Raw genomic sequence first — 11559 nt, forward strand, 5'->3', positions numbered from 1 at the left:
GCCCGGTGGTGTCATGCTTACCGGGCTTACGTGTTGATACAGGCCGGATAAGGCGAAGCCGCCATCCGGCTTTGATTAAAACGGTCTAATCCCTCGCCCCACCGGCACCGCGCTCACCCACATCACTACCGCAGCAGCAATCAGCACCGCACCACCGGCTAATGCCAGCGTCGTCCAGCCAATCTGTCGCCACAGCACCGGCGCTTTATGTCCGCTAAGTCTCACCGCCAGCGAGCGGAAACTGTGTACCAGCAAAGCCAGTGACGTAATGGTCAAAGAGGTTCCTGCCGCCATCGCCAGCGCCGACGCCATGCCCCAGCTAAAAACGCCAACCACTTTGCTAAACAGTAAAACCATAATTGCCCCGGAGCATGGCCGCATTCCCATAGACAAAACGATCATCAGCCGGGCGCGCCAGTCATCACCGCTTTGCAGCTGTTCAGGATCAGGCAAATGCTGATGCCCACAGCCACATCCCTCGTGATGCACATGGTGCGGCGTGAAGGCGATAAATTTCGGGCGACGCAGCAACTGGCGCAATTTCTTCAGCGCACGGACGCACAATAAAACGCCCAACACGCCAACCAGCGCATAACTCCCTTTCTCCAGCCAGAAACTACTCATATGTAGCTGTCGTGCAGGCAACTGCAAAATGGTGAGCACCACAACCACCAGCCCGATGGCGACCAGTCCCTGTAATAAAGATGAGGCCAGCGTCAGGCCAATACTCGACCTCAGCTTCGAGGGATGCGTTGCCAGCCAGGTGGTAATGACGACTTTTCCATGTCCTGGTCCCAACGCATGCAGCACACCATAGAGAAAACTAAACAGCAGCAGCGATCCCCCGGCCTGGGCCGGATTGGCGGCAACGGCTTTCAGCAAACCGCTCATCTGCTGGTTAACGTCGCGCTGCCAGACGACACTCTTCATCATCACCTGCGGCCAGGCCTGCCATAGCCACAGTATGCCGACTGCAGCCAACAGTAAAAACACCGCCAGCGGCCATAGCGTGAGCCAGCGGCGTCTGGCGGCGCGTTGTTGATAAACTACGGACATTGCAGCGTCACCGTCTGTGCAAACTGTTTACCCAATTCCATATCCTCCGGCGGTGCGTCTTCTTTATCCAGCGACTGCGCAAAGCTCAGCATTTGTTCATTCGGCGTCGGCGTATGTACTGAAATACGGCATTGCTGACTTTTGGCCTGCGCCAGCCAGGCATCGCTGTCTTTGTCATAGCTCATATCAACGTAGTAGGTGGGGTCGAAGGTTGAAATGGTATATTTTTGACCGCTCAGCGGCTGAGCTTCTGCCAGCGGCAACACGAACGTCAGCACTGCCTGATGTTCTTCACGCTCCATGCCATATTCCGTCGGCCTGTTTTTGAACTTTACCTTTTTCCCGTCGTGCCACACTTCAGTGAAATAGTGCTGCCCGAGGACGTTGGCCATCACTTCTGCCGCCAGTTTTTTCCAGATCTCATCACCAGGCTTGGCATTTCCCGCATCGTAAAGCAGATCTGCCGAGGTGATTTCATCCATCGTCCAGCGCATTTTTAGCGCGACGAACTGCTCATTCTCGCTCACTATCTCGGTTTTCAAATGGATAAAGCTGTGGGGATGCGCACCTGCGCCTAAGGACAGGATCGAGAGAAACAACGTCATAATGATACATTTAACGCCTTGCATGAGTTCTCCACGAGAAAAATCTACACCGCCACAAATAATGATGCCGTGTTTGGCGAAAGTGTGCTGAGGATACCATTGAACGAAAAAATGTTGAGCCTCCTTTTCCGGTATCGATTCAGTTCTCAATTTCAACAATTTCTTCTTCAGCAACACCCTCCCAAATACCTTTTCGTCACCACAACTTAAGTAAAATGATAACAATTTGTTAATTTATAGTTTCATTTTAATGTTTTGTTAACACTTAATTTAAATCCCTGAGTGTATTTCCGTGCAAATTTAACCAATATTTAACCATTTATTTTCCATAAAATTACAATAATGGGCATAGATCACATTCACCAAACTTGTGATTCATTCCCTCTTCCATTCGTTGTTAACTTCACGCCGTGACATGTCCTGCCCCCTACGAAAGGTACAACTATGAAATTCAAACTCGCATTACTCAGTGCAACCCTGGTTTCTGCATGCATGTTGTCCGGCACGTCCTTTGCGGCGGAAAAATATGAAATTGCTGTGGTTGCCAAAGTCACCGGGATTCCGTGGTTCAACCGGATGGAAACCGGTGTTAATGAAGCAGCAAAAAAACTGGATGTGAATGCTTACCAGACCGGGCCTTCCACGCCGGATCCGGCACAGCAGGTCAAAGTGATTGAGGATCTGATCGCCAAAAACGTCAACGCCATCATCGTGGTACCGAATGACGCCAAGGTCCTTGAGCCAGTACTGAAAAAAGCGCGCGATAAAGGCATTGTCGTTCTGACGCACGAATCCCCGGATGAGCAAATTGGCCAATGGGATATCGAAACCATCGATAGTGAAAAATACGCACAGGCCAACGTCGATGAGTTAGCAAAAAACATGGGCGGCAAAGGGGGTTACGCCATCTATGTCGGTTCACTAACTGTGCCGCTGCATAACGCGTGGGCGGATTATGCAATTAAGTACCAGAAAGAAAAATATCCGGAAATGTTTGAGGTCACTTCACGTCTGCCGGTCGCGGAAAGCATCGATAAATCCTACGCCACGACGCTGGACCTGATGAAAACCTATCCACAGATGAAGGGCATTATCGGTTTCGGCTCGCTGGGTCCAATCGGGGCGGGTCAGGCTGTGCAGAAAAAACGCGCCAAAGATAAAATCGCCGTTGTCGGGATTGCAATGCCAGCACAGGCTGCACCTTACCTGATGCGCGGTGATATCAAAAAAGCGCTGTTGTGGGATCCAAAAGACGCGGGCTACGCGCTGGTAACGGTTGCCGATCAGCTGTTGCAGGGCAAAGAAGTTAACGCCGACCTGAGTATCGATGGTTTAGGGAAAGCCGATATCGACACGGAGAAGAAAGTGATCCGCTTTAACAAGATCCTCGAAGTCACCAAAGACAACGCACAATCACTTGGTTTCTAAGGCTTTAGCCAACACCAGGGAACCTTAACGCCGGCCGTCTGGCCGGCGCTATCAACCAAACTAACACTCAGCGTCCATCCGGGCGCTCGCAGGGGTATTGTCCATGGCAGACACCACCGCATTTATCACTCTTGAGAATATCAGCAAACAATTCCCGGGCGTGCTGGCGCTGGATAACGTGAATCTGACGCTGAGAAAAGGCGAAGTTCACTGTCTGGCGGGTCAAAACGGCTGTGGTAAAAGTACCATTATTAAAGTGATCTCCGGAGTTTATCATCCGGAAAAAGGCGCGCAGATTTTACTCGATGGCAAATTGTTCCATCACCTGACGCCGCAGCTCTCTTCCCATTATGGCATTCAGGTTATTTATCAGGACCTGTCGTTGTTCCCTAACTTTAGCGTCGCGGAGAATATCGCGGTCAACCGCTATCTGCCCGGTGGCGATATCTGGGTACGTCGTGGCGCCATGAAGCAGCAGGCGCTGGCAGCCATGAAGCGCATCGGTGTGAACATCGATCCCGATAAAAAGGTTGAAAAACTCTCGATTGCCGACCGACAACTGGTCGCCATTTGCCGGGCGATTGCCGCCGACGCGCGTCTGGTGATTATGGACGAGCCCACCGCCTCACTAACCCGTCAGGAGGTTAATGGCCTGCTACGGGTCGTTAACGAACTAAAAGCTGCCGGAATTTGTGTAGTGTTTGTTAGCCACCGTCTGGATGAAGTGATGGAAGTGGCTGACCGCATCAGCGTGATGCGCGACGGCAAACTGGTGGGCACTTATCCTGCCAGCGAACTCGACAGCCACGAGCTGGCTTTCCTGATGACCGGACAACGCTTCCACTATAGCCCGCTGCCGGAAAGACCCGCTATTGAGCAAGAGCCCCTGCTGGAGCTGCGCAACCTCAGCCGCAGAGGCAAATACCAAAACATTAATCTGTCGCTGCACGGCGGCGAGATTGTCTCCATTGTGGGCCTGCTGGGCGCCGGACGCACCGAACTTTGTCTGAGCCTGTTTGGCATGACGCACCCAGAAAGCGGTGAGATTCGCATTAACGGCCAGCCGGTCACTCTTCGCAATAACCATGATGCCATCAAACATGGGATCGGCTACGTCTCAGAAGATCGCCTAACGCAGGGGCTGATCATGGAGCAGTCGATCTACGACAACACCATCGTCACGGTGTTTGATCAACTGCATACTGGCAGCGGCCTGCTCGATCACCGTAAAGCGCAAAAGCTGGTCGCCGATTTGATCCGCGAGCTGAATATCAAAGTGTCCGATCCACACCTGCCGGTTAAAACCCTTTCCGGCGGTAATGCCCAGCGTATCGCCATTGCCAAATGGGTGGCGACTAATCCCCGCATCCTGATCCTCGACTCCCCTACCGTAGGCGTAGATATCGCCAACAAAGAGGGTATTTACCAGATAGCCCGCGATCTGGCGGAACAGGGTATGGCGGTGCTGATGATTTGCGATGAAATCCCGGAAGCGTATTACAACAGCCACCGCGTGCTGGTGATGCGTCGCGGCAGGCTGGTGGCGGAATTTAATCCTCATCAGTGCCGTGAAGAGGAGATTGCTGAAGTGGTCGAGGTAATCAATGAATAAGATGCATCTCTCCCGTTTAATCGGGCAACATGAGTTTTGGCTGGGCCTGCTGGTTGTGGCCCTTGCCGTTGGGCTGAGCATCAGCACCGATGAGTTCTTGTCTTTGGGGAACCTGACGGATGTGGCTACCAGCTATGCGATTCTCGGCATCCTTGCCTGCGGGCTGTTTGTGGTACTGATTTCCGGCGGGATCGACATCTCATTTCCGGCGATGACCGCGATAGCCCAGTATGCGATGGCCAGTTGGGTTATCGGCCACGGCGGCAACTTCGCGCTGGCGTTAATCATCGCGATTGCGGTGGGTCTGCTGCTGGGACTTATTAATGGCTTCCTGGTCTACTGGCTGCGCGTTCCGGCCATCATCATTACCATCGCCACGTTGAACGTTTACTACGGTCTGCTGGTGTACGCCACCAAAGGCACCTGGCTGTACGGCTTTCCGGACTGGTTTATGAACGGCATCAATTGGTTCTCGTTCACCGCGGCGGATGGCTACGACTACGGCTTGACACTGCCTCTGCTGTGCCTGGCGGCTGTGATCATCTTTACCGCCGTGCTGATGAACTATACCCGTCTTGGCCGTCAGGTTTACGCCATGGGCGGTAATCGTGATGCGGCCTCGCGTCTGGGACTGAATCTGCTGAAGCTGCATTTCTACGTGTATGGCTACATGGGTATTCTGGCAGGCGTTGCCGCCGTGGTTCAGGCGCAAATCACCCAGTCAGTTGCGCCCAATTCGCTGCTCGGCTTTGAGTTGACGGTACTGGCGGCGGTCGTGCTCGGCGGAACCAGCATGAGCGGCGGACGCGGCACATTAACCGGAACCCTGCTCGGCGTGGTCCTGCTGGCCTTCTTACAAAATGGCCTGACGCTGCTCAGCGTCTCCTCTTACTGGCACACCGTGTTCAGCGGCGCCATTATCCTGGTCAGCATTAGCGCCACGGCCTGGAACGAAAAACGCAAACTGGCAAGGGAGCTTTGAGATGAAAACAATCGCCAGATTTTTACCCGGTGATGCCATCATTCGTCTGCAATGCGTCATTATTGTGGTCGTCGCCCTGGTCTTCTCGGCCCTGCTCGGCAGCCGTTTTTTCAGCGTCGCTAACTTCCAGTCGATTGGCTCGCAACTGCCGATCCTTGGCATGCTGGCCCTCGGGATGGGCATGACCATGCTGACCGGCGGCATAAACCTGTCGATAATTGCAGGAGCGAATGCCTGCTCGCTGGTAATGGCGGCGATTATCGTCACCCATCCGGATAACCCGCTGTTTCTGGTGCTGGCGCTGCTGGCAGGCGCTGCCGTGGCGGTCGCGATCGGTACGCTCAACGGCGCGCTGATTGCCTGGGTCGGGGTTTCGCCGATTCTCGCCACGCTCGGCACGATGACGCTTATCTCCGGGCTGAATATTCTGCTTTCCAATGGGACAGTGATTTCCGGTTTCCCGACCGCCATTCAATATCTTGGTAACGCCACGATTGCCGGTATTCCGGTAGCGCTGCTGCTCTTTTTCCTGGTGGCAATCCTGCTGTGGGTACTGCTGGAGCACACCACGCTTGGGCGCAGTCTGTATCTCGTGGGTTCCAATGAACAGGCTACCCGCTACAGCGGCGTAAATACCGTCCGGGTACAAATTTCCGTGTACGTGATTTCTGCCCTGCTCGGCTGGGTCGCCGCCATTCTGATGATGGCGAAATTCAACTCGGCAAAAGCCGGATACGGTGAGTCCTACCTGCTGGTCACCATCCTTGCCTCCGTCCTCGGCGGCATCAACCCGGATGGCGGTTTCGGGCGCATTATCGGCCTGGTACTGGCGCTGATTGTGCTGCAAATGCTGGAAAGCGGCCTTAACTTGCTGGGGGTGAGCAGCTATCTGACGATGGCGCTGTGGGGCGCGGTGCTGATCCTCTTTATCGCATTACAGAATCGTAAAGCCTGATTTCAGGAGAAAAAATTATGGCAAGTTACTTTATTGGTGTGGATGTCGGAACCGGAAGCGCCCGTGCCGGCGTGTTTGATCTCAACGGCAGAATGGTCGGCCAGGCCAGTCGGGCTATCGAGATTTACCGCCCGCAGGCCGATTTTGTTGAGCAGTCTTCCGATAACATCTGGCAGGCGGTGTGTAACGCGGTTCGCGATGCGATTAACCAGTCAGATATCAACCCAATCCAGGTGAAAGGTCTGGGCTTTGACGCTACCTGCTCACTGGTGGTGCTGGATAAAGAAGGTAAACCGCTGACCATCAGCCCGTCCGGGCGCAGCGAACAGAACATCATTGTGTGGATGGATCACCGCGCCATTACCCAGGCTGAACGCATTAACGCCCTGCATCATCGGGTGCTGGACTACGTTGGCGGCATTATCTCCCCGGAAATGCAAACGCCCAAGCTGCTGTGGCTGAAGCAGCATATGCCCAATACCTGGGCCAATGCGGGTTACTACTTTGATCTGCCCGATTTTCTGACCTGGCGCGCAACAGGCGATGACACACGCTCATTGTGTTCGACAGTGTGTAAATGGACCTATATGGGCCATGAAGACAAATGGGATGCCAGCTATTTCCGCCAGATTGGGCTGGAAGACCTGCTGGAACATGATGCTGCCAAAATTGGTCGCTACGTGAAAACCATGGGCGAACCGCTCGGTCACGGGCTGTCCGCGCGCGCCGCCAGCGAAATGGGACTGATTCCGGGGACCGCGGTCAGCGTCTCGATAATCGATGCCCACGCCGGCACACTCGGTACGCTCGGCGCAAGCGGTGTTTCCGGCGAGGTGGCGGATTTTGACCGTCGTGTCGCGTTAATTGGTGGCACCTCCACCGGACACATGGCGATTTCCAAAGAGCCGCGTTTTATCGGCGGCGTCTGGGGCCCTTACTACTCAGCCGTACTGCCGGAATACTGGCTCAATGAAGGCGGGCAGTCAGCAACCGGGGCGTTAATCGACCACGTTATTCAGTCGCACCCGTGTTACGAAACCCTGCTAACGCAGGCTAAGTCTCAGGGGCAAACCATTTATGAAGTGCTGAATGCGCTGCTGCGCAAAATGGCTGGTGAGCCGGAAGATATCGCCTTTTTGACCCGTGACATGCACATCCTGCCCTATTTCCACGGCAACCGCTCGCCGCGTGCTAACCCCACGCTCACGGGAGCAATCACCGGACTGAAGCTGTCCCGCACGCCGGAAGATATGGCGCTCCAGTACCTCGCAACCATCCAGGCCATTGCGCTGGGAACGCGCCATATCATTGAAACGATGAACCAAAGCGGCTACACCATCGATACGATTATGGCCAGCGGCGGCGGGACGAAAAACCCGATCTTCGTTCAGGAGCATGCCAACGCCACCGGTTGCGCCATGCTGCTGCCTGAAGAGAGCGAAGCCATGCTGCTGGGCGGCGCCATGATGGGGACTATCGCCGCAGGCGTGTTTGACACGTTCCCGGAAGCGATGTCGGCGATGAGCCGGATTGGTAAAACGGTGACCCCGCAGACCAATCGCATTAAGCAGTACTACGATCGCAAATATCGGGTATTCCATGAGATGTATCAGGATCATATGAAATACCGCCAACTGATGCAGGAGGACGCATGAGTGACTCCTGGTCTCAGGCCACCGGCGTATTTCAGCTCTATAGCGATGCCCTCGCAGGTCTGGGACAGCATCTGACTGAACCGGTCTGGCAGTCGCTAATGGCGGAGCTGCGCGGTTGCCAGGGGAAAATCGTCGTCACTGGCGTCGGTACATCCGGTATTGCGGCGCGTAAAGTTGCGCACATGCTCGCCTGCGTGGAACGTCCGGCGATTTACCTCAACGCGACGGATGCGGCGCATGGCGATCTCGGTTTTTTACGCGCCGACGACCTGGTCATTATGCTATCACGCGGGGGAAATTCGGATGAACTCACTCGGCTGCTGCCCGGACTAGCTGCGAGAAATGTGCCCATCCTGAGCGTGACTGAAAACGCCGACTCAGCCATTGCTAAAGCGTCAAGGCTGGTGATTTCCACCGGCGTCCAGCGTGAGGCCGACCCGCTGAACATGTTGGCCACCACCTCAATTTTACTGGTCCTGGCTATCTTTGACGCCGCCTGCGCCTGTCTGATGAGCGAAAGCGGTTACTCAAAAGAGACGCTATTGTCTGTACATCCTGGCGGTGATGTGGGATTAACGCTGAGCCGCGAGCAGTAACACCAGACCGCGCATTTCCACTCGTCTTCTCAACCCGTCACCCTCAGGCGGGTTTTTTTATGTCTCAATAGAAGATAAAACAGTGAAAAAGCCAGTTAACGCGCTGCGTTCCACTCCCGCTATCTGTTCCGCACGTTAAAAATTCTGTGACGCTCTCCAGCATTCCTGGTGGAAAGCATTCCATTCTCCAAATCTATGAGCAAACTTTAGCTATTCTTATCAAACATACTTACGGGAGATCCTACAGATGATGTCAACGCTTGCTCCACCATCTGTACTTTCCGCTCCCCAGCGCCGTTGCCAGGTGCTGCTGACGCTTTTCCTGCCAGGGCAAATCGCTACAGCTCAAACCTTCAGTAGCCTCAATGGCGTTGATGATGCCACTGTTGAGGAAGATATTATTGGCGCAGGACTCGAAATCCAGCGCTATCACCGGCTCGCGATTACCACCGCGCTGAATGGCGGCTATACGATCGAAGGGACCCCGCTAAATCAGCGCCTGTGTCTGTTGCAGTGGCTGCGCCGCGGTCTGCGGATCTGCCCGACTTTTATCGCCCAGCATTTCACACCCGCATTAAAAATGGCGCTGAAACAACAAGGTATCGCGCGTACGCTGTATGACGACACCAATCTGCATGCGCTCATTAATCTGTGCTCCCGGCGCTTGCAGAAGCCGTTTGAGTACCGTGACATCCAGTTCCTGCGCCTGTATTTACAGTATTGTCTGCTACAGCATCACGCGGGAGTCACCCCGGAATTTAATCCGCTCCAGCAACGCTGGGCGCAATCCTGCGCAGAGTATCCGCTCGCTGAGGAAATTGGCCGCCACTGGCAGCGCCACGTCATGCAGAGTGCGCCGCCGGGCGAATCGCTGTTTATGGCGTTGCTGTTCTCAATGCTCCGTATCCCCGACCCAGTGCGCGATAACCACCAGCAGGATCGTCGCCTGCGCCTTGCTATTGCACGGCTGGTGCTGCGTTTTCGCGAGTATGGCAATGTGCGCTTCAGCGATGAGCAAGGACTGAACGATCAGCTGTATATTCACCTTGCCCAGGCGCTTAACCGCAGCGTGTTTGCCATTGGCATAGATAACACGCTGCCGGAGGAGTTCAGCCGACTTTATCCCCGTCTGGTTCGTACTACCCGCGAGGCGATACATGGCTTCGAAGCGGAGTACGATGTGCAGTTTTCAGAAGAAGAGATCGGGCTGGTCGCCGTTATTTTCGGTGCCTGGCTGATGCAGGAGAAGGATTTGCACGAGAAGCAGATTATCCTGCTGACCGGCAACAATGAACAACTTGAAGCGCATATTGAGCAACAGCTGCGCGAACTGACGCTGCTGCCGCTCAACGTAAAACATATGCCGATGCAGGACTTTCAAAAACAGGGTACACCGCGCGGAGTCACGCTGATTATTACGCCGTATACCACGCCGCTGCCGCTGTTTTCTCCGCCGTTGATTCATGCGGATCTGGCACTTACGCCGCATCAGCAGCAGCAGATCCGCAAAATCCTCGAATCATAACGTTGCAGGCTGCGCCACCACCTTCGGGCGCAGAAAGATTGCCGGTAGCGCCACCAGCGCCATCACCCAGAATACGCCGTTGCCCAGATTCTGGTACAGGTAGCCTGCGAATACGGTCATGATGGCGATGCTGCCGCCCATCGCCACCGCAGAATACACCGCCTGCAAACGTATCACTTCGCTGCCCTGGCGCGTCGCGATATAGCGCATTGCCGCCAGGTGGCAGACGGTAAAGGTTCCGCAATGGAGGATTTGCACCACAATCAGCCACGGTAGCTCAGTGCTCCAGCCCATCAACCCCCAACGTGCCACGCCGCAAACGGCGGAAAGCAGCAGCAAATCGCGCGCGCTAAAGCGGCGGAATAGCTTGTGACTGAGCGCAAAAATAATCACTTCCGCCACCACGCCTAATGACCATAAATAGCCCACCGCCGAAGCGGAATAGCCGGCAGACTGCCAGTAGATGGCGCTGAACCCGTAATAAGCGGCATGCGCACCTTGCAACAGACTCACGCAGGCCAAAAAACGCCAGCTTTGGGTTATCAACACGCGCCAGGCGGGCCATCCCGCGCTCTCCTGTTGACGGTTTTCCCCTGCTGGCTGCACGCTCGGGCGGATCATCATCCCCAATAGCATCGACGCGACGCCAAGCGACAGCAGGACCAGGATCACCCGATAGTCAAACAGGCTGACCAGCTTGCCGGTCAGCGCGGAGCCAATCACAAAGGCAACGGATCCCCACAGTCTTACCCGACCGTAGTCCATGGTTATCTGTTTTTGCCAGGTGTTGGCCAGCGCGTCGGTTAACGGCACCAGCGGCGAGAAAAACAGGTTAAAGCCGACCATCACCACCATCAGCCACGCCACGTTGGTGCCCGCCCAGAAGGCCAGCGCAAACACCAGCGTCAACAGGGCCAGAATACGTAAAGCGGAGATCAGACGAGAGGGATCGCTTACGCGCGGCGCAATCAGCAAACTGCCGAGAAAACGGGCAATCAGCCCCGCGCCCAGCAGTAAACCGATGGTTTCCGGCGTCAGCCCCAGCCCTTCGAGCCAGACGCTCCAGAAAGGCAGAAAAATACCGTAGCTAAAGAAGTAGGTGAAATAACCGAGCGCCAGCCAGCGCGTGGAATGCAAAGCCATGA

10 protein-coding genes are annotated in these 11559 nt (G+C 55.0%); 7 read left to right on the forward strand and 3 right to left on the reverse strand.

The window, feature by feature from the left end; translation table 11 throughout:
• Positions 1-75: 75 nt before the first annotated feature.
• Together ABIE10_RS12635 and ABIE10_RS12640 are read right to left on the reverse strand one after the other, a co-directional pair.
• Positions 76-1056, reverse strand: coding sequence for a nickel/cobalt transporter (locus ABIE10_RS12635; protein WP_049041547.1), 981 nt, complete (start codon positions 1054-1056; stop codon positions 76-78).
• Positions 1047-1685 carry a DUF1007 family protein gene (locus ABIE10_RS12640; RefSeq protein ID WP_429155908.1) on the reverse strand — a complete coding sequence of 213 codons (639 nt, stop codon included), beginning with the start codon at positions 1683-1685 and terminating at the stop codon, positions 1047-1049. Before ABIE10_RS12640 ends, ABIE10_RS12635 begins: the two co-directional genes overlap by 10 nt.
• Before the next feature lie 420 nt (positions 1686-2105).
• Here ABIE10_RS12640 and ABIE10_RS12645 point away from each other — a divergent pair, with 420 nt between their 5' ends.
• The 7 genes from ABIE10_RS12645 to csiE all read left to right on the forward strand — a co-directional run bounded on the left by ABIE10_RS12645 (position 2106) and on the right by csiE (position 10414).
• A complete protein-coding gene (locus ABIE10_RS12645; protein WP_003037665.1) occupies positions 2106-3089 on the forward strand; it encodes an autoinducer 2 ABC transporter substrate-binding protein in 984 nt (327 codons plus the stop codon).
• Positions 3090-3192: 103 nt separating this feature from the next.
• A complete protein-coding gene (locus tag ABIE10_RS12650; protein WP_016154014.1) occupies positions 3193-4701 on the forward strand; it encodes a sugar ABC transporter ATP-binding protein in 1509 nt (502 codons plus the stop codon).
• Positions 4694-5683 carry an ABC transporter permease gene (locus tag ABIE10_RS12655; RefSeq protein WP_008785467.1) on the forward strand — a complete coding sequence of 330 codons (990 nt, stop codon included), beginning with the start codon at positions 4694-4696 and terminating at the stop codon, positions 5681-5683. Before ABIE10_RS12650 ends, ABIE10_RS12655 begins: the two co-directional genes overlap by 8 nt.
• A 1-nt stretch (position 5684) precedes the next feature.
• Positions 5685-6638: an ABC transporter permease gene (locus ABIE10_RS12660; RefSeq protein WP_003037658.1), complete on the forward strand. Its 954-nt coding sequence runs from the start codon at positions 5685-5687 to the stop codon at positions 6636-6638.
• 17 nt (positions 6639-6655) lie between these two features.
• Entirely contained in the window at positions 6656-8293 is a 1638-nt protein-coding gene (locus tag ABIE10_RS12665) for an FGGY-family carbohydrate kinase (protein WP_003847100.1), read from the forward strand.
• Positions 8290-8889 carry a KpsF/GutQ family sugar-phosphate isomerase gene (locus ABIE10_RS12670; protein WP_047358248.1) on the forward strand — a complete coding sequence of 200 codons (600 nt, stop codon included), beginning with the start codon at positions 8290-8292 and terminating at the stop codon, positions 8887-8889. The genes ABIE10_RS12665 and ABIE10_RS12670 overlap by 4 nt, the downstream gene beginning before the upstream one ends.
• 247 nt (positions 8890-9136) lie before the next feature.
• The gene (gene csiE, locus ABIE10_RS12675) at positions 9137-10414 is read left to right on the forward strand and encodes a stationary phase inducible protein CsiE (protein ID WP_047416449.1); all 1278 of its coding nucleotides are present in this window, start codon (positions 9137-9139) and stop codon (positions 10412-10414) included.
• On the opposite strand, the gene ABIE10_RS12680 is transcribed toward csiE, so the two are convergent.
• The gene (locus ABIE10_RS12680; protein WP_016154017.1) at positions 10409-11557 is read right to left on the reverse strand and encodes a 3-phenylpropionate MFS transporter; all 1149 of its coding nucleotides are present in this window, start codon (positions 11555-11557) and stop codon (positions 10409-10411) included. The two genes, csiE and ABIE10_RS12680, sit on opposite strands and share 6 nt — an antisense overlap.
• Positions 11558-11559 lie beyond the last annotated feature (2 nt).

Origin of the sequence: Citrobacter sp. 506 (genome assembly GCF_050434985.1) — a bacterium.
Lineage (GTDB): Bacteria > Pseudomonadota > Gammaproteobacteria > Enterobacterales > Enterobacteriaceae > Citrobacter > Citrobacter braakii.

Excerpts from the sequence above, each read along its gene's own strand:
- ABIE10_RS12635 (WP_049041547.1), bottom strand. The coding sequence starts at position 1,056 with ATGTCCGTAGTTTATCAACAACGCGCCGCCAGACGCCGCTGGCTCACG.
- ABIE10_RS12640 (WP_429155908.1), bottom strand. The coding sequence starts at position 1,685 with ATGCAAGGCGTTAAATGTATCATTATGACGTTGTTTCTCTCGATCCTG.
- ABIE10_RS12645 (WP_003037665.1), top strand. The coding sequence starts at position 2,106 with ATGAAATTCAAACTCGCATTACTCAGTGCAACCCTGGTTTCTGCATGC.
- ABIE10_RS12650 (WP_016154014.1), top strand. The coding sequence starts at position 3,193 with ATGGCAGACACCACCGCATTTATCACTCTTGAGAATATCAGCAAACAA.
- ABIE10_RS12655 (WP_008785467.1), top strand. The coding sequence starts at position 4,694 with ATGAATAAGATGCATCTCTCCCGTTTAATCGGGCAACATGAGTTTTGG.
- ABIE10_RS12660 (WP_003037658.1), top strand. The coding sequence starts at position 5,685 with ATGAAAACAATCGCCAGATTTTTACCCGGTGATGCCATCATTCGTCTG.
- ABIE10_RS12665 (WP_003847100.1), top strand. The coding sequence starts at position 6,656 with ATGGCAAGTTACTTTATTGGTGTGGATGTCGGAACCGGAAGCGCCCGT.
- ABIE10_RS12670 (WP_047358248.1), top strand. The coding sequence starts at position 8,290 with ATGAGTGACTCCTGGTCTCAGGCCACCGGCGTATTTCAGCTCTATAGC.
- csiE (WP_047416449.1), top strand. The coding sequence starts at position 9,137 with ATGATGTCAACGCTTGCTCCACCATCTGTACTTTCCGCTCCCCAGCGC.
- ABIE10_RS12680 (WP_016154017.1), bottom strand. The coding sequence starts at position 11,557 with ATGGCTTTGCATTCCACGCGCTGGCTGGCGCTCGGTTATTTCACCTAC.